Genomic DNA, 18,963 nt, shown 5'->3' with positions numbered 1-18,963 from the left:
ATGGTCTGCTGTTAAGCAGACGTTGTGTATCGGAATCTGAAAGATATACCTGTGGATAAAAAGGGAAGACACTTGTTGAGTCCGCAGGTTTAGAAAGGAATGTAAATTAATATGGGTATGGATATCAAAGAAATTATGAGTATCATCCCACATCGTCAGCCGTTTTTGCTGATCGATCGGGTTGAAGAAATCGTGGAAGGTGAAAAAGTTATTGCGACCAAAAATGTTTCCTATAATGAACCATTTTTTGCAGGACATTTTCCGCAGGAACCGGTGATGCCGGGTGTGTTGATCGTGGAAGCAATGGCGCAGGCCGGAGCGGTAGCTATTTTGTCTATGGATGAATTTAAGGGTAAGACGGCATATTTTGGCGGCATTAAAAATGCAAAGTTCAAAAAGAAAGTTGTACCTGGAGATGTACTTCGTTTGGAAGTTTCCATTGAAAAATTAAAACGTAATGCCGGAATAGGTGTTGGAACTGCATATGTTGGTGACAAGGTTGCTGCACAGGCAGAAATTATTTTTATGATTGGCTGATAGTTCGACAGAGAGAATGGATCAAAACTCGGATAATAGATCGTAGAAATGTTGAGTGATTGGAGGAGCAGATGTTTGATAAGATATTGATCGCAAACAGAGGAGAGATTGCGGTGCGGATAATTCGTGCCTGTCGGGAAATGGGCATCAAAACAGTTGCTGTTTTTTCGGAGCCTGACAGGGAGGCATTGCATACGCAGCTTGCAGATGAAGCAGTATGTATCGGTTCTGCCAAGGCGGCAGACAGTTATATAAATATGCCAAATATCATTACGGCTGCTGTAGAGACTAAGGCGCAGGCAATTCATCCGGGATTTGGTTTTCTGTCAGAGAACAGTACATTTGCGGCAATGTGCGAAGAATGTAATATTAAGTTTATAGGTCCGGCGCCATCGGTTATTGATGCATTGGGCAATAAATCCAATGCAAGAGAAATGATGATCCGTGCCGGCGTACCGGTTATTCCGGGAAGCGATGGTGTTGTTGCTGACAGAGAGCAGGCGCACGAGGTGGCAGGAAAGCTGGGATATCCGGTTATGGTCAAGGCATCTGCCGGCGGTGGCGGCAAGGGAATCCGCATCGTGCGTACTGAAGATGAACTGGATCAGGCATTTGAGGCAGCACAAAGCGAGACGAAAGCAGCTTTTGGTGACGATCAGATGTATATGGAAAAAGTGATCGAACATGCCAGACATATTGAAGTGCAGGTGCTTGGCGATCATTTTGGTAATGTGATCCATTTGGGAGAGAGAGACTGTTCATTGCAGCGCAAAAATCAAAAAGTATTAGAAGAAGCACCGTCTCCGGTATTGTCCGAAGAGACCAGAGAAAAGATGTGTAAATCTGCGGTCCTTGCTGCAAAGGCGGCAGGATACGAAAGTGCAGGAACAATTGAATTTTTGTATGATCATTCCGGACAGTATTACTTTATGGAGATGAATACCAGAATTCAGGTGGAACATCCGATCACGGAGATGATCACGGGAGTTGATATTGTGAAAGAACAGATCCGCGTGGCAGCCGGGGAGAAGTTATCATATGAACAATCGGATATTCATATTACAGGGCATGCTATAGAATGTCGAATCAATGCGGAGAATCCGGATCGAGGATTTGCACCATGCCCGGGGCTTGTTGACTATCTGATGCTGCCAAGCGGTGGCTTAGGTATTCGTGTGGATACGGCAATTTATGAAGGATATGAAATCCCACCGTTTTATGATTCTATGATTGCAAAGGTGATCGCCCATGGCAGGGATCGAGAGGAAGCGATCGCTAAAATGAATCGGGCCCTGTATGAGTTTATTATCAATGGCATTGATACGAATATTGAATTTCAGAGCCGCATCTTAAATAACCCGGATTATTTGGCAGGACAGTTTGATACTTCGTTTTTGGAAGATAATTTATTGCAGCAGTAGTGTAATGCATGGAGGAGCAGGATGAATTTATTTGGAAAGAAAAATTATATTTCTCTGGAAAAACCGGAGACACGCAGACCGGAAAGACGGATGAAGTCCAAAGAACCGTCAATTCCGGATGGAATGTGGATCAAGTGTAATTCCTGTAAAAATATTATATACAAAAAAGAGGTGACAAAATATAAACTTTGCCCGAATTGCGAAGCACATTTTCGAATGAGTCCAAAGGAACGTATTGCGATCACCTGCGACGAGGGGACCTTTGAAGAATTTGATGCTGCGATGCATCCTAAAAATCCGATGGGATATCCGGATTATGATAAGGTGATCGAGAAAGCACAAAAAAAGGCACAGATCACCGAGGGAGTTGTTACAGGACGTTGTCAGATAGAAGGACACGACACAGTTATTGCCATTATGGACAGCCATTTTATGATGGGGAGTATGGGGTCTGTGGTTGGTGAAAAGGTAACTAGAGCAGTGGAATACGCGACAGCACACGAACTGCCGATCATTATTTTTACGACGTCCGGTGGCGCCAGAATGCAGGAGGGGATCATCTCTCTGATGCAGATGGCAAAAGTATCGGAAGCGTTGGGACGGCATGATGCAGCGGGATTATTATATGTCACAGTACTGACAGATCCGACAACTGGTGGCGTGACGGCAAGCTTTGCAATGTTAGGAGACATTATATTGGCTGAACCGAAAGCTTTGATCGGATTTGCCGGACAGCGTGTGATCCAAGGGACGATCCATCAGAAATTGCCGGAGGGATTTCAGAGGGCAGAATTTCAACTTAAAAATGGTTTTGTGGACCGCATTGTTCATCGCGAAAAAATGCGGGAAGAGTTGGGAAGGATCTTAAAACTTCATAGTCGAAAATAATGGAGGTAGGCAGCATGAGCAGCAATACGGTAAGTGATACAATGAAAACAGTATCCATAGCTAGAAATATAAAGCGTCCAACGGCAAGAGAATTTATTGATCAATTATTTGATGAATTTATGGAATTTCATGGGGATCGTTATTATGCTGATGATGGAGCGATCGTTGGAGGCATTGCATCTTTTCGGGGAGAACCGGTTACGGTGATCGGTATTCAGAAAGGGCATACTCTCGAGGAGAACGTTGCCTGTAATTTTGGTCAGCCAAATCCGGAAGGATACCGCAAAGCACTTCGATTAATGAAACAGGCAGAAAAGTTTCATCGTCCGGTCATCACGTTGATCAACACGGCGGGTGCATACTGCGGTATTGGTGCAGAAGAACGTGGACAGGGTGAGGCGATCGCGCGGAATCTTATGGAAATGTCGCGTCTTAAAACGCCGATCATCAGTATCTTTGTGGGAGAAGGCGGTAGCGGCGGTGCACTTGCACTTGCAGTTGGAGATACGGTGTGGATGCTGGAGCATGGTATGTATTCGGTGTTATCACCGGAGGGCTTTGCCAGTATATTATGGAGAGATCCTTCCAGAGTCGATGAAGCTGCAGAGCTAATGCGCATGACAGCAGATCATTTGCTGCAAAACAACGTGATAGATCGCAAATTTACAGAGTCGCCAAATGGCATCGAAAAGGATCTGCCTTACACGACAGACCAGATTGCCAAGGCGTTGGCAGAGACGTTGCCTAAATTGCAATCTACACCTGTAGAAGAGTTGCTGGAAAAACGTTATCAGCGATTCCGTCAATATGGGGAATTTGAACAATAATAATGCAAACAATAAAACCGTCCGGACATATCAAAATGATATGGACCGGGCGGCTTTTTGTATATCTTGGTGTGTCAATATATAGGTTTTATAATTGCAATAGTATTCTGTATGGCTTAGGAAAGCATACGTATACCGTTTGATTCAATCTTAATCCTGCCGGCTTTTTGGAGATGGCCAATGGCTCGCTTAAATGCATTTTTGCTCATATGAAATTCACGCTTGATGACTTCAGGATCACTTTTGTCGTGATAAGGAAGGAATCCGCCTGCCGTTTCCAGACAATCGTAGATCACTTCCGCATCTTCATTCATTTGCTCAGGAATCTTTTTGCGGACGCTTAACGTCAGTCTGCCATCTTCTAACACCTGTGCAACGCGTGCATATACCGGTTGATTGATGCGGTAGGTTTCAAAGACTTCTTTGTGTGGTAACAGAGCAGAGTACATATCATCTACAGCGATAAACACGCCAAAATTCTCGCTGATCTCATAGACGCGTCCAAATACTTCGTCGTCTTTTTGATAAGAAGAATCGCTGCGCAGTGATTCATAAACTTTCATAGAAGCACAGAGACGGTCGCTTTTATCAATATAAAGGGTGACTAATACGGCATCGCCCTCTTTGACCGGATACAATTGCTCCTTAAAAGGAAGAAACAGATCTTTACTCAATCCCCATTCCAAAAAAGCGCCGATCGGAGTTACTTCTTTTACATAGAGTCTTGCAACACCGCCTAAGGTAATATCCGGCTCTAAGGTTGTTGCAATTGGTCTGTCTTCGGAATCTTTATACACAAATACATTTAGTACATCTTTAAGCTGTGTGCCTTGTGGTACATGGGCTTTTGGAAGAAGGATCTTGTCCTGCTCAGCTCCTGTCGGGGTATTGAGGAACACACCAAAGTCGGTCTGCTTGACAACGATCAATTCTTGAAATTTTCCAAGTTCTATTTTACTGGTCATAATTATCCTCCATGAATTTAATACTTTCAGTATACTGTTATCTGCAAAAAAATGCTAGTACAATTCATTAAATAGTGTTACCATGTAAAAAATGATAATTGGAGGTTTTTATTATGGCAAATGTAATTAGTACAGATAAGGCACCTGCGGCAATTGGACCGTATTCTCAGGCAATCGAGGTCAATGGTATGATCTACACATCCGGCATGATCCCGATCGATCCTTCAACAGGGGAGTTAGTTACCGGTAGTGTGGAAGCACAGGCAGAGCAGGCAATATCTAATTTGGAAGCACTGTTAGCAGCATCCGGTTCTTCTATAGAGAAGGCTGTTAAGACGGTTGTGTTTATCAGCAACATGGATGACTTTGGAAAGATCAATGAAGTATATGCGAAACATTTCAAAGAGCCATATCCGGCACGATCCTGTGTTCAGGTTGCCAGACTGCCAAAGGACGTAGCAATCGAGATCGAGGCTGTTGCCGTTAAAAACTAACAAAACGAGCTTCCCATACCGGAAGTTATTGCTCGAACCACATATTGCTTATTATGTCGATGTTTTTATCATATTTTGCAGCCACCATACAGTGAAATCTGCCATCAAGAAACTATAGCAATTGCCTTGTTGCAATTAGTTTTTACTGTGATTTCTAAATTTTGTTGTCTCTGATGATTGATTTACATGCCTTTCGGCAACTCGAAGTCCCGGAAGCAAGGTATTCATCATTTTTGAAAGGGACTTTGCGCTCGTCGTTACTTATGTCTCGTATTTCAGAGACATTAAGTAACGTAACGTAGCGCATCGTAGCGAAAGCGTCCCGTCCAAAAATGGATGATACCTTGCTTCCGGGACATCTCAGACATACCTTCAGGCATGTATTCATCAGAGACTTAACAAAATAAGAAATCACAAAAAAACTTTGCATACTGCAGCAATTGTCTTAGTTTTTGATGGCAGAATAATTTGCTTTATCGGCTGCAAAATAGTTATTGTTTTAGTGACATAATAAGCAATATGTGGTTGTGGGAGAGTTGGGGTATGGGAAGTTTGCGTTAAGAATATGACCGGGATGTCTGTGTAAAGTGTTTTTCGGATTTATGGAAAATGGGAGAAATATGAATGTGGACTATAAGAGTAGAATGCAAATTGTAACAAAATGTAACAATTTGGGATGAGTGAAAAAGCCATCTTATCAGTGGAAGATACTGGAAATACGTGTAAATTCCATTCGTATTCTTTTGTAGAACTATTGACAAGATGAATTTAGGTTGTTATAATGACAACTGTTATGTAATAAATTTGTAATAATTATTACATGAATAAGTGCTTGAAGAAACTTAGAATAGATTACAAAGGATTGTTTACAGTTTGGAGGCTTTTATGATTAAGACACATTGGGTCAAGACAGCCGCGGTTTGTGGAACGGCACTGACACTTGCATTAGCGGCAGGTTCAGTAAGAGTAGATACGAATGCTGCAACCATGTGTAAAGAGACAGAGATGGCAGGACTTTCTCTTTCTTTGGACAAGCATTATGCAGACGTTTATAATGAAGAGGAACAGGAAGAAAATATTGATGCAACTGAGGCGCCGGCAGCGACTGCGTCACCTGTAGCAACACAGGCAGCTGTGACACCTGCAGCGACAACAGCACCAACGGCAACGCCGGTACCGACACCACATGTTACAAAACAGTTTGTCGATACAGCGATCTCCATTGCAGATGATTATGTGAATGTTCGTAAGAAACCGAATACAGATTCCAAGATCCTTGGAAAGCTGTATGAAGGATGCGCAGCAAAGGTACTGTCTAATAAGAATGGCTGGGCTAAGATTGAGTCCGGTAAGGTGACAGGTTACATTAAGAGTGAATATTTGGCAACAGGTATTAAAGCACAGAAGCTTGCTGCTAAGTATGGTAAATATTATGCGAAGGTAAAACCGGGAACCGTTACATTAAATGTTCGTACGAAGCCAAATACTTCTTCTACGATCATGACACAGATCCCGGAAGATGAAAATTATGAAGTTGTCAAGATCGGTAAGGATTGGGTTAAGATCTCTATCGATGGTGAGGATGGTTTCGTAGCGAGAGAGTTTGTTTGTCTTCATGCGAACTTCAAGAAAGCAGTATCCATTGCAGAAGAGAAGGCTGAGGCAAGAAGAAAAGCAAGAGCAGAGAAGGCAGAGCAGGAGCGTTTGGCAGCATTGGCAGCAGAGCGTGCGCGTCAGCAGTCTGCAAGCAGTTCTTCCAGTTCATCTTCAAGCTCTTCCGGCAGCTCATCTTCTAGCAATAGAAGCAGTTCATCTAGCAGAAAGAGCAGCAGTTCTGTAACAAGAAGAAGTTCTTCCAGCAGAAAGAGCAGTTCATCTAGCAGAAAGAGCAGCTCCTCCAGCAAGAAGAGCAGTTCATCTAAGAGCTATAGTTCATATACGGGAAGCGGCAATGGTTCAGAAGTTGCAAGCTATGCACAGAACTTTGTTGGTAACCCATATGTATATGGTGGATCCAGTTTGACTAGAGGAACTGATTGTTCCGGATTTACAATGAGTGTTTATGCACAGTTTGGATATAGTCTTCCACATAGTGCAGCAGCACAGTCAGGATGTGGTTCTAAGGTAAGCCTGTCGAACGTACAGCCGGGAGATTTGATCTTCTATCGTAACGGTAGTCGTATCGGTCATGTGGCAATGTATATCGGTGGTGGACGTGTAGTACACGCCAGCAACCCAAGTGATGGTATTAAGATTTCCAATATGTACTACAGAAAGCCTTGCGGCGCTCGTAGAATTATTGGTTGATCATTAGGTATAATGACGTTGAAGAAGAGGAGTACGTTTTCGGAGTTCACAGAGAGAATGGTTCATTGGCTGAAAGACCATTTGAATAGAACGAAAGCAGAAGGTAGCTTCGGAGTCATGTCTCTGAACAGATAGTAAGAGACATCGGTTCATCTCGTTATCGATGCAAGAGGTAATGTGATTTTTACATTGCGATCAAAGGTGGTACCGCGTATAATCGCCCTTTGCACTATGTGCAGAGGGCGTTTTTTACTTTATAGGAAACCTCTCGTTTCCTATAAAGCAATAAACGCTCCGCGAGGATGCAAGTGTTGTATGTTAAGAGAAAGGAAAAAGATTATGGCAAAAGAGTTGGAAAAAAATTACAATCCTGCGGATATTGAGCAGAGAACGTATGACAAGTGGATTGCAAAGAAGTATTTTCATGCGGAGGTAGATCGTGACAAGAAACCATTCACGATCGTTATGCCACCTCCAAATATCACAGGACAGCTTCATATGGGACATGCCCTGGATAATACACTGCAGGATATTTTGATCCGTTTCAAGAGAATGCAGGGATATGAGGCTCTTTGGGTACCGGGTACCGATCATGCTTCGATCGCTACAGAGGCAAAAGTTGTAGAAAAGCTGCGTGCCGAGGGAATCAGCAAAGAAGATATTGGAAGAGAAAAGTTTCTGGAGCATGTTTGGGACTGGAAGAAGCAGTACGGTGGCCGCATTGTAGAACAGCTCAAGAAGATCGGCTCTTCCTGTGATTGGGATAGAGAACGCTTTACGATGGATGAGGGATGCTCTAAGGCAGTAAAAGAAGTGTTTGTAAAGTTATATAACAAAGACTTGATCTACCGTGGAGAGCGTATCATAAACTGGTGTCCAAAATGTCTGACTTCTATTTCTGATGCAGAGGTTGAGTATGAGGATCAGGCAGGTCATTTTTGGCATTTGCGTTATAAGACAACGGACGGAACCGGTTATATTGACTTGGCGACAACGCGTCCGGAGACATTACTTGGTGATACGGCAGTAGCAGTTAATCCAAATGATGATCGTTACAAAGATATGGTGGGTAAGACTTTGGATCTTCCAATTGTACATCGTCAGATCCCAATTATCGCAGATGATTATGTTGATATGGAATTTGGTACAGGTGTTGTAAAGATCACACCGGCACATGACCCGAACGACTTTGAGGTAGGACTTCGCCATAATCTGGAAGTGATCAATGTACTGACAGATGATGCCAAGATTGTAGAAGATTATCCGAAATATGCAGGTATGGATCGTTATGAGGCAAGAAAAGCGATCGTTGCTGACTTGGAGGCAGAAGGTGCTCTTCTGAAAGTAGAAGACCATGAGCACAATGTAGGTACCTGCTATCGTTGTCATACAACTGTAGAACCACGAGTATCAAAGCAGTGGTTTGTTGCTATGAAAGACCTGGCAAAGCCGGCGATTGATGCAGTGAAGAATGGAGATACAAAGTTTGTACCAACACATTTTGAAAAGACTTATTTTCATTGGTTAGAGAATATTCGTGATTGGTGTATTTCCCGTCAGCTTTGGTGGGGACATCAGATTCCGGCATTTTACTGCGATGATTGTGGTGAAATGGTTGTTACGAAAGAAGATACCTGCAACTGTCCAAAATGCGGCAAGCCAATGAGACAGGATCCGGACACGCTGGATACTTGGTTCTCCTCCGCACTTTGGCCTTTCAGTACACTGGGATGGCCGGATAACACTGAAGAGATGGATTATTTCTATCCGACAAGCACTCTGGTAACCGGTTATGATATCATTCCATTTTGGGTTATGCGTATGATGTTCTCCGGTTTGGAGCATACCGGAAAGGTGCCGTTTGATACAGTATTGATCCACGGACTGGTAAGAGACAGTCAGGGGCGTAAGATGAGTAAATCTCTTGGCAATGGTATTGATCCTTTGGAGGTCATTGATAAGTATGGTGCAGATGCGCTTCGTTTTACTTTGGTAACCAACAATGCACCGGGTAATGATATGCGTTTCTACTGGGAGCGTGTAGAGGCAAGCCGTAACTTTGCCAATAAAGTATGGAATGCTTCTCGTTTCATCATGATGCACTTAGGCGATAATGTGATCACAGAGCCGGCAAAAGAGGATCTGGAAGTGATCGACCGTTGGATCTTGTCTGCAGCAAATCATGTGGCAGCAGATGTCACAGAGAACATGGAGAAATATGAGTTAGGTGTGGCAGTACAGAAGATTTATGACTTTGTATGGACAGAGTTCTGTGACTGGTACATCGAGCTTGTTAAGCCAAGATTATTTGCTAAGGATGAAAATCCTGCTTCTGCAAATGCAGCTTTCTGGACATTAAAGACAGTATTGATCCAGTCCTTGAAACTGCTGCACCCATATATGCCGTTTATCACAGAGGAGATCTTCTGCACATTGCAGTCAGAGGAAGAATCCATCATGATCTCCAACTGGCCGGTTTACCGCAAGGAGTGGGAAGATGAGCAGTCTGAAGCAAAGGCGGAACTCATGAAAAATCTGATCCGTGGTATCCGAAATATCCGCACGGAAATGAATGTAGCACCTTCCCGTAAGGCAGTTGTATATCTCGTAGCAGATGACGAGGCGACAGGAGCAGCTTTAGAAGAGCTGATCCCGGCATATCAGCATATGATCTCTGCATCAGAGGTTCATGTACAGGCAGACAAGACTGGTATTGAGGATAATGCAGTATCTGTTGTGATCGATAAGGCAACTGCGTATATGCCCCTTGCTGATCTGGTTGACTTTGCCAAGGAAAAAGAGCGCCTCACCAAAGAAAAGAAGAAGTTGGAGGGCGAGTTGAAGCGTGTCAATGGAATGCTTGGAAATGAGAAATTTATGAGTAAGGCACCGGAGGCAAAGGTTGCGGAAGAACGCGCAAAACTTGAAAAATACACAGCTATGATGGCGAAAGTGGAAGAGGAATTAAAAGCCTTAGAAAAGTAAGAGAAAATTCATCGTTCCCTTTCTTGTAATATAAGAATCCTTATGCTAAAATCAAAAGAGGAGGCAGTATACACATAAGTGCGTACAGCGTCCTCTTTACAAAATGATAAAATGCTTATATAGCAGCCTGTAACACGACAGGTCGTAGTAGAGTAAGGCATATCTTGTAGGGGGAAGGGGGCGTTTGACTGTGACAGATTTTCAGACAGAGAACAATCAGGAATCAATTCAGATCATGGTTGCAGAGGATCAGCTTTCCGCGAGTGTGTGGATTCAACAAGGCGAGAGTCACTACACGGCAGCATTGTTGAAAAATCGGCTCAGTGAGGCAGGCGTCACCAGTGGACTGCAGGAGGAGACAATTCAGCAGCTGGCAAACGGATTGCTGTATGATCAATGGGTTGTTGTTGCGAAGGGAACGCCTTCCGTGAATGGAGAAGATGGCTGGTATGAGTATGCCTTTCAGCGGGAAACGGATCACAAACCCAAAATATTGGAAGACGGTTCGGTGGATTACAGCCAGTATGGCAATATCCCTTCCGTAGAAGAAGGAGATGTGATTGCCGTCTATCATCCGGCGACGGAGGCGAAGGATGGTATGGATGTACATGGTAATATTCTGGTCGCCCGCAAGGGAAAGAATCTTGCCAGATTATTCGGAAAAGGTTTTGCGTGTGCTGAAGATGGATGTACCTATATCGCTAATCGCAGCGGTAAGATCGTGGAGACCATGGATAAGATCTTTATCGATCAGGAGTTTGTGGTCGAGGGTGATCTAACCAATTCCACAGGCAGTATTTGTTTCCGAGGAGATATTCGCATCCGTGGAAATGTAGGATCCGGAGTATCGGTTGTTTCGGAGAAAGGATCCATCTTGGTTGATGGATTTGTGGAAGGAGCAGATTTGCAGGCAAACCGTGATATTACCTTGAAGAATGGTATGCAGGGGAATGGAAAGGGATTTATCCGGGCAAAAGGAAATGTCAACGCGAAGTTTTTTGAGCAGTGTACGATCTGTGCGGACGGATGTGTCAATGCGAATGCGATCATGAACTGTCAGATCGAGGCAGGAGAAGATGTGGTCGTGTCCGGTAGATTTGGCAGCATCATAGGTGGTCATATCAGCGCCCAAAGGCAGATCAAGGCAACCAATATCGGAAATGTAGCTGAAGTGGAAAATCAGGTTGAAGCAGGTGTTGCGGAAAATCTTGTGACGAAGATGAATCTGCTGACGGAGTCCAAGAAAAAAGCATTGGATGAATGGGAGCGGATCGCGCAGGGGATTGAACGCATAGATACTCTGATGGAGCAGACGAAAAATGCTGCTTTGATGGAGAAGAAGCGTGTCTTAATGCGTGGTAAAATAGAAAAAGATGCAGAAATTAGTGAACTAGAGAAAAAGATACAGGCGACTGTCCTGGCAATGGAAAAGGCAAATGTGGCGAAGGTTACAGTTGACCGTTATGTGCATCCGGGAACCTGCATTTCCGTCAATGGAATGAAAACACAGGTACAAGAGCTGGAGCAGCATGTAGAATATGCCCGCAGAGGCAATGGGATCATCGTATATCATATCGATGAAGCATAGCGGGGCGTCAATGCCGGGATGACGAAAGAATTAAGAAAACATCGTAAGACATGGGCATGAGAGCAGTTTTCATGCGATGTCGAAGTTTGCGTAGAAATAGCATTGCAGTAGAGCAGGAGGTAGAGTATGATTGATTTTGAGGCAGAATTAGCAAAGTTTCAGCCGAGTCTCGATGTGGAGCAGGCAGAAGATGCAATTTATGGAAATAATACAACGGATGTTACGGATTTGCTGCAGACGATCCTAAAAGGTAAGATGGAAGGTAACAAAGCTCCGGAGGAGTGGGTGGAAGAACGATGAATTGTCCAAGATGTAATGTGGCGGTAGCCTTTACGAAAAATCGATGTGATAATTGCGGACAGGAGCTTCGAAGTTATCGCAAAACCGTAAGCTTGTCTAACAGTTTTTATAATTTGGCATTAAGCCAGGCGAAAGTGCGGGACTTATCCGGTGCGATCGTTTCCTTGAAACAGAGTCTTCAGTTCAATAAATTAAATACCAGTGCTAGAAATCTGCTGGGTTTGATCTACTATGAGGAAGGCGAGATCGTAGCTGCGCTGAGTGAATGGGTTCTTAGCAAACATTATCAGGACAAAGATAATGATGCGGAAGAGTACATTCGTGAAGTTCAGTCTAATCCGAACAAGTTGGATACGTACAATCAGACGATCAAGAAGTACAACACAGCATTGCAGGCGGCAAAGCATGGGGATGACGATATGGCGATCATCCAGCTCAAAAAGGTTGTCAATCTCAACCCGAATTTTATACGTGCAAGCCAGCTTTTGGCATTGCTTTATATGAAGACCGAGCGTCGGGATAACCGTGCGAGAGCGTATCGTTTGATGCGTGCTGCACATAAGATTGATGTGACGAATACGACAACGATCCGCTATCTGAAAGAACTCTCAGATATGAAGAATAAGTCTTCGGATCCTGTAGTGAAAGCGGTAGAAAAAGAACAGGAAAATGCGAAGAAAGCTTCAAAATTGCCAAATGTGGAGATGGATGCGTACAAGACGATCACACCATACAAAGAAGAGCGGCCATCCGTTATGCCATTTGTTAATATTATCATTGGTGTGATCATCGGTCTGGCTGTGATGTATTTTTTGGTGATCCCGCATATGCGTGCCACGCTGGCAAGTAATGCAAACAAAAACTTCAAGCAGTACAGTGAAAATCAGGCGGCAAGTGACAGCGATCTGTCCACACTAAAAGATCAAAACAAGTCTTTACAGTCTCAGGTTGAGGAACTGCAGAGCAAGATCAAGGATCTTCAGGGCGGGGATCCTACACAGGTGTCTGGTGTTCAGGAAGTGTATGATGCGTTAATTGGCGCATACGATGACTATCAGAAAAACAAAAAGGCTGATGCTGCGGATAAATTGGTGAAGATCAATGCAGACAGACTGACTTCGGACGTTGCAAAATCTTGCTATGATAAGATCAAAAAGGCAACCTATGCGACTGCGACAAAGAAGTATTTTGAAGAGGGACGTGATGCCTATAATGGCACCGGTTCGTATTCGAAGAGAGATTATGACAAGTCCATTAAGTTGTTAGAGAAGTCATTATCTTTTGATGAAAATAACACAGATGCCATTTATTTCTTGGGCCGCTGTTATCAGCAGAAATCAGATGTCGAGAAGGCAAAGAGTTATTACAACAAGATTGTAGATAACTATCCGGATTCCAAGCGTGTCAGCGAAGCGAAGAGACGTTTGCGGGAACTTGGCGAATAAATTACCAACTGGATAAAATGATAGGTTTCCCTGTCAGAGTATACGAAGGAAAGAATACTCTGGCAGGGATTTTTGCGTTTAAAAATAAGGGAAGGAAGGCGATTAATAATGGAACAAGTACATTATGAGCTGCAAGGACAAAGTTTGATCGTATATGTTACCAAGGAATTAGATCATCATGCGGTGATCGATCTGCGGGCGACCTCGGACAAGCTGATCCAGGCAGGAAATGTGAAACATATTATTTTTGATTTTTCAGATGTTGATTTTATGGATAGCTCAGGGATTGGATTGATCATGGGAAGGCATAAAAAGGTTATGTTTCTGGGAGGTAAGACAGCTGTGACAGGTGTTGGCAAGAATATTGACCGGATCTTTCGAATGTCCGGTTTGTATCAGATCGTAGAGAAGTATGTCACACCGCAGGAGGCGGTGGAAAATTTGTGAGAGGGCAAAAGTTGTTATGCAGCAGGAACGGAAGCGTCAGACAGGAGGATCAATTATAGTAAGGTGAATGAAAAAGAGAGGTAACAAATTGACAGGGGTAGTCAGTAATTAGAAGGTATAGAGTGCAGGACAGGAGGAAGATAAGGCATGAAACGGGAAATGACATTAACAATCGATAGCGATTCGGCAAATGAAGCATTTGCGCGGACAGTAGTGGCAGCGTATGTGACGAGGCTGGATCCAACGTTAGAAGAACTGGCAGATATTAAAACAGCAGTATCGGAGGCGGTAACCAACAGCATTATTCATGGTTATGGTGGAAGAGAGGGAGAGATTACGATCGTCTGCAGGATCTGCGGCAAACAGATAGAAGTTACTGTGCGCGATGAAGGCATTGGTATCGAAGATATTCCAAAGGCGATGGAACCTTTGTATACGACGAAACCGGAATGGGAACGGTCCGGAATGGGCTTTGCTTTTATGGAAGCATTCATGGATGAGCTGCAAGTGATCTCAAAATTGGGGGAGGGGACAACCATTATTATGAGTAAAGAAATTGGAAAGGCGCAGGCAGAGGAATGAATCGCAATATGGACACGTTAGAACTGCTGAAAAAGGCACGTAGTGGAGATCGTGTTGCGAGGAACCAATTAGTAGAACAAAATGTCGGTCTGGTTTGGAATATTGTGAAAAGATTTCATGGCAGAGGATATGAAGCGGATGATATTTTTCAGATCGGCTGCATTGGACTGATCAAAGCAATTGATCACTTTGATCTTAGTTATGATGTGAAATTTTCAACGTACGCAGTGCCAATGATCACCGGGCAGATCAAGCGTTTTTTGCGGGATGATGGCATGATCAAAGTAAGCCGCACTCTTAAGGAAAATGGCTGGAAGATCCATCAGGCAGGAGAACGGCTGCATCATGAGTTAGGACGTAGTGCAACGGTAGATGAGATCGCTGCGGCAACAGAACTTGAGCGTGAAGAAATCGTTATGGCATTGGAAGCCAATCGCGAAGTCGGAACGATAGATCGGATGCTTTATCAGGAAAGTGGCAAAGAAATGCAGTTGATCGATCAGGTCGTACAGATGCCCGGAAATCGTATTGGCAGTCTCGTGAGTGGACAGGATATGACAGGAGTTCTTAATGACAGCGAGAAAGAACGAGTGCTTGATCATATGTTAGTAAAACAGTTATTGGAAAGCTTGGAAGAGCGGGAACGCCGATTGATCGAATATCGCTATTTTGATGATATGACGCAAAGTCAGGTTGCAGAAAAGCTACACATTAGTCAGGTACAGGTAAGTCGCTTAGAGAAAAAAATATTATTAAAACTGCGTGGAGAATCCGGACTTGCATAAAGCAAATACATATCGGTGTTGTTTTGCAAACACGTGCATAAAACGTGAGGAAGCGGGCAAGATAATAGTATTACAACGCACACTTTGCACATTTAAGCTTACTGCATGACTGCATAATATTATTATCAGTGTAAGATGTTTCATGGGCTCAAACTTCGCACATCCGAAACTGCCGGCGGGTCACATATTGCTTATTATATCAAGGGATACTAAGTATTTTACAGCCGCAACATAGCGATTTCTGCCGGCAGAGAACTGTAGTAATCCTGTGGATAATGAAATGTTTGGAAAGTGTGCAGAAATGAGGTTGATTTGAAAGATAATACGATTTATATGAAATTAGATCAGAGTGTGCAGGTTGTGAACAAAAAGGTAACGATCGGTGATATTGCACAGATTCAATGCAGTGATTATGCAGTAACCAAGCAGATCAATAAGATCATAGCATTGCAGGTAAAAGGCGATAAAAACCAAAAGAAAGTCATTTCGTCACTTAAGCTGATCGAACTGATCCGCAGGGAAATCCGAGAAGCACAAATTGTTCTGGTAGGTGAGACGGATGTTGTGGTTGAGTATCATATTCCCAAACAGGAAAATAAAGCGTTGGAATATTTAAAGTTGTTGGTGTTGACATGCATTGTCTTTTTTGGATCAGCTTTTACGATTATGACATTTGATACTGATGTTAGTGTTGGAGATCTGTTTAATCAGATCTATCTGCTGGTCATGGGACATGAAAAAAAAGGAGCATCTGCGTTAGAACTGTTTTATAGCATTGGAATTCCAATTGGGATCTTAGGTTTTTATAATCATTTTAGCGCTTCAAAAGTGAAAGAGGATCCGACGCCAATTCATATTGAAATGCGCAATTATGAAGAGGAGATGAATAAGGCGATCGTTGCGGATGCATCCAGGGAGGGAAGTGAGATCCAGTGACAATAGTATTAGCTTTTATTGGGTTGGCAGCAGGATTAGCTGTTGCCAGTGGAGTCTTTGCGCTGATCACCATTCTGGGAGTAATACCACGGATGACAGACCGCTTTGGGTTAGCCTCACGGACATATCCGATGGAAACGGTAATCATGCTTGGCGGGACAGCAGGAAATCTGTTGTTAATATATGAGCCGCATATTCCGTTTGGCGTTGTATTTTTGGCGGTCATAGGATTATTTTCCGGGGTATATATCGGCTGCTTGTCCATGGCATTGGCAGAGGTGCTAAAGGTTATTCCGATACTATGTACCCGTACGAAATTGCAGCATGGCATTGCCATCATCATTACCGCAATGGCGATAGGCAAATGCTTAGGAACACTATACCAAATGTGTTTATAAAGGGCATTCGCAAAATGTTATATACCAAAACTTCCCATACCTCAAATCCTCCACAACCACATATTGCTTATTATGTCGGTAATAAATAAACTATTTTGCAGCCAATATATTTAATTGTTCTGTCATCAGAGAACTAAGATAATTGCCGCAGAACGCAAAGTTTTTACGTGATTTCTTATTTTGTTAAGTCTCTGATGAATACATGCCCGAAGGATTGTCTGAGATGTCCCGGTTTAGCAAGGTATCATCCATTTTTGGACGGGACGCTTTCGCTACGATGCGCTACGTCACGTTACTTAATGTCTCTGAAATACGAGACATAAGTAACGACGAGCGCAAAGTCCCTTTCAAAAATGATGAATACCTTGCTTCCGGGACTTCGAGTTCTCCGAAGGGCATGTAAATCATCCATCAGAGACAACAAAATTTAGAAATCACTGTAAAAACGAAGTGCGGCAAGGCAATTACTATAGTTCTCTTATGGCAGAAATCGCTCTTTGGCGGCTGCAAAATGTCATATAGTTATTGACATAATAAGCAATATGTGGTTTTGCAATAACTTCGAGTATGGGAAGTTTTAGGTATGTATATTTTACGGCATAATAAAGCAATATGTGGATATGTAGTTGTTGGTGGTGTGGAAAATTTGATGGGAAATTTTGATTGGAAGGAGAGGAAAAGATGGAACAGAAAAAAGCTGCAAATCCTTCGATTGAGGAGGTATTGGCTGAGAAAGATGCGAATAAACAGAAAGAAATTTATAACGAATATGTTAGTAATATGACACCAAAACACAGTTGTTTTTGGAATTGTATTAAGGCTTTTCTTGTCGGTGGTTCGATTTGTCTGCTGGGAGAAATATTGATACAGTGGTATCAGTCTATGGGGAATGACAGAGAACTGGCAGGTTTATATGGAACACTTTCTTTGATACTGATCAGCATACTGCTTACCGGCTTTAATGTGTATCAAAAGCTTGGACAGTTTGGCGGTGCAGGAAGCATTGTTCCGATCACCGGATTTGCAAATTCTGTAGCATCGCCGGCTTTGGAGTTTGGCGTGGAAGGTGAAGTGTTTGGCAAAGGCTGCCAGATATTTAAGATTGCGGGACCGGTTATTTTGTATGGAATATTTTCAAGCTGGGTACTTGGCGTGATCTATTGGCTGTGGAAGATGATGTAACTATAATTAGCAAAATGTGTTATAATGAATAACAAACCGCTCCCTTGTGTCCCGGTACACCGGACACAAGGTTTGTTATATCGATAAATGTGTGCAGAAAAGAGGTTTATTATGAACGAGAATGTGAGAAAAAGAAATGCCGTATTGGCGCAGACTGTGATCAAAGGTCTCGAGTCAAGAAACATGACAGGGTATTATGCAAAAGACAAGGAAGAGGCATTAAAACAGGCATTAGATATTATTGGTGAGGGCAGTACCGTAGCTATGGGTGGTTGTCAGAGCGCCAATGAGATCGGTCTTATCCAAGCATTAAATGAAGGAAATTATCACTACATAGATCGTGCTAAGATGGAACCGCGCGAAAGTCTTCTGGCGGCATACGATGCAGATGTATTTTTGTCCAGCGCAAATGCGATGACAAATGATGGAATTATTGTAAATATAGACGGTAACTCGAATCGAGTTTCCTGCATTGCACAGGGACCTCACAAGGTAATATTTATTGTGGGAATGAATAAGGTATGTTCTGATCTTGATGAGGCGATGAAACGTGCCAGAAATGTTGCAGCTCCATCCAATGCGCAGCGATTTGACATCAAGACTCCTTGTCGCTTGACTGGTAAATGTGCCGATTGCAAGTCTCCGGATACGATCTGCTGTCAGTTTTTGATTACCAGATATTCGCATCATGCAGATAGGATCCATGTAATTCTTGTGAATGATGTACTCGGTTATTGATCTGTCAGGTGACAATGCCGAAGTATTTCTGAAATAAATGAAAAAAATATGTGGTAATTTATATGAAAAAGAGAGTGTAGGCGTACTCTCTTTTTCATTTTATACTGAATATATCACAAATTCACGGCGTAAGGGAGC

Annotated in this window: 18 protein-coding genes and 1 other annotated feature; of the genes, 17 read left to right on the top strand and 1 reads right to left on the bottom strand. The window is 43.0% G+C overall.

All coding sequences use genetic code 11. The features are described from left to right. Positions 1–117: 117 nt before the first annotated feature. The 4 genes from fabZ (at position 118) to DXB73_RS01750 (ending at position 3,673) form a co-directional block, all read left to right on the top strand. The gene (fabZ, locus tag DXB73_RS01765; protein ID WP_118507023.1) at positions 118–537 is read left to right on the top strand and encodes a 3-hydroxyacyl-ACP dehydratase FabZ; all 420 of its coding nucleotides are present in this window, start codon (positions 118–120) and stop codon (positions 535–537) included. 71 nt (positions 538–608) lie between these two features. Next, positions 609–1,958, top strand: coding sequence for an acetyl-CoA carboxylase biotin carboxylase subunit (locus tag DXB73_RS01760; RefSeq protein WP_118507010.1), 1,350 nt, complete (start codon positions 609–611; stop codon positions 1,956–1,958). A gap of 21 nt (positions 1,959–1,979) precedes the next feature. Next, positions 1,980–2,846, top strand: coding sequence for an acetyl-CoA carboxylase, carboxyltransferase subunit beta (gene accD, locus DXB73_RS01755; RefSeq protein ID WP_022024211.1), 867 nt, complete (start codon positions 1,980–1,982; stop codon positions 2,844–2,846). Positions 2,847–2,860: 14 nt separating this feature from the next. Continuing rightward, the gene (locus DXB73_RS01750; protein ID WP_118690044.1) at positions 2,861–3,673 is read left to right on the top strand and encodes an acetyl-CoA carboxylase carboxyltransferase subunit alpha; all 813 of its coding nucleotides are present in this window, start codon (positions 2,861–2,863) and stop codon (positions 3,671–3,673) included. A gap of 116 nt (positions 3,674–3,789) precedes the next feature. Here the strand turns inward: DXB73_RS01750 and DXB73_RS01745 are convergent, their stop codons facing one another. Continuing rightward, positions 3,790–4,638 carry a S1-like domain-containing RNA-binding protein gene (locus tag DXB73_RS01745; RefSeq protein WP_022024209.1) on the bottom strand — a complete coding sequence of 283 codons (849 nt, stop codon included), beginning with the start codon at positions 4,636–4,638 and terminating at the stop codon, positions 3,790–3,792. Between the two features lie 113 nt (positions 4,639–4,751). Between DXB73_RS01745 and DXB73_RS01740 the strand changes: the two genes are divergently transcribed. The 13 genes from DXB73_RS01740 (at position 4,752) to DXB73_RS01680 (ending at position 18,825) form a co-directional block, all read left to right on the top strand. Beyond that, positions 4,752–5,132: a RidA family protein gene (locus DXB73_RS01740; protein WP_022024208.1), complete on the top strand. Its 381-nt coding sequence runs from the start codon at positions 4,752–4,754 to the stop codon at positions 5,130–5,132. An 885-nt stretch (positions 5,133–6,017) separates the two neighbouring features. Continuing rightward, entirely contained in the window at positions 6,018–7,439 is a 1,422-nt protein-coding gene (locus tag DXB73_RS01735; RefSeq protein WP_118689942.1) for a C40 family peptidase, read from the top strand. A 9-nt stretch (positions 7,440–7,448) separates the two neighbouring features. Next, positions 7,449–7,667: a binding site (T-box leader), on the top strand. A 111-nt stretch (positions 7,668–7,778) separates the two neighbouring features. Next, positions 7,779–10,424 (top strand): valine--tRNA ligase, encoded by a 2,646-nt coding sequence (locus tag DXB73_RS01730; RefSeq protein ID WP_118689941.1) that lies wholly within the window; start codon positions 7,779–7,781, stop codon positions 10,422–10,424. A gap of 190 nt (positions 10,425–10,614) precedes the next feature. Further along, the gene (locus DXB73_RS01725) at positions 10,615–12,012 is read left to right on the top strand and encodes a FapA family protein (protein WP_118689940.1); all 1,398 of its coding nucleotides are present in this window, start codon (positions 10,615–10,617) and stop codon (positions 12,010–12,012) included. Between the two features lie 126 nt (positions 12,013–12,138). Beyond that, a complete protein-coding gene (locus DXB73_RS14440) occupies positions 12,139–12,312 on the top strand; it encodes a hypothetical protein (protein ID WP_022024613.1) in 174 nt (57 codons plus the stop codon). Beyond that, the gene (locus DXB73_RS01720; RefSeq protein WP_118689939.1) at positions 12,309–13,757 is read left to right on the top strand and encodes a tetratricopeptide repeat protein; all 1,449 of its coding nucleotides are present in this window, start codon (positions 12,309–12,311) and stop codon (positions 13,755–13,757) included. The genes DXB73_RS14440 and DXB73_RS01720 overlap by 4 nt, the downstream gene beginning before the upstream one ends. A gap of 108 nt (positions 13,758–13,865) precedes the next feature. Beyond that, a complete protein-coding gene (locus tag DXB73_RS01715; protein ID WP_022024615.1) occupies positions 13,866–14,204 on the top strand; it encodes an anti-sigma factor antagonist in 339 nt (112 codons plus the stop codon). A gap of 147 nt (positions 14,205–14,351) precedes the next feature. After that, a complete protein-coding gene (gene spoIIAB, locus DXB73_RS01710; protein WP_022024616.1) occupies positions 14,352–14,786 on the top strand; it encodes an anti-sigma F factor in 435 nt (144 codons plus the stop codon). Continuing rightward, positions 14,783–15,571: a SigB/SigF/SigG family RNA polymerase sigma factor gene (locus tag DXB73_RS01705; protein ID WP_347474508.1), complete on the top strand. Its 789-nt coding sequence runs from the start codon at positions 14,783–14,785 to the stop codon at positions 15,569–15,571. The genes spoIIAB and DXB73_RS01705 overlap by 4 nt, the downstream gene beginning before the upstream one ends. 312 nt (positions 15,572–15,883) lie before the next feature. Then, entirely contained in the window at positions 15,884–16,507 is a 624-nt protein-coding gene (locus tag DXB73_RS01700) for a stage V sporulation protein AA (protein WP_118689938.1), read from the top strand. Then, on the top strand, positions 16,504–16,905 hold the full coding sequence (locus DXB73_RS01695) for a stage V sporulation protein AB (RefSeq protein ID WP_022024619.1): 402 nt from the start codon (positions 16,504–16,506) through the stop codon (positions 16,903–16,905). Before DXB73_RS01700 ends, DXB73_RS01695 begins: the two co-directional genes overlap by 4 nt. A 681-nt stretch (positions 16,906–17,586) precedes the next feature. Then, positions 17,587–18,087, top strand: coding sequence for a SpoVA/SpoVAEb family sporulation membrane protein (locus tag DXB73_RS01685; protein WP_022025579.1), 501 nt, complete (start codon positions 17,587–17,589; stop codon positions 18,085–18,087). Positions 18,088–18,198: 111 nt separating this feature from the next. Continuing rightward, positions 18,199–18,825: a lactate utilization protein gene (locus DXB73_RS01680; protein ID WP_118689936.1), complete on the top strand. Its 627-nt coding sequence runs from the start codon at positions 18,199–18,201 to the stop codon at positions 18,823–18,825. The last annotated feature ends 138 nt before the right edge of the window (positions 18,826–18,963 follow it).

Origin of the sequence: Clostridium sp. OM05-6BH (assembly GCF_003481635.1) — a bacterium.
GTDB lineage: Bacteria > Bacillota > Clostridia > Lachnospirales > Lachnospiraceae > Butyribacter.
The sequence above is the reverse complement of the archived record's forward strand: the minus strand, read 5'-3'. Positions and strand labels throughout refer to the sequence as shown.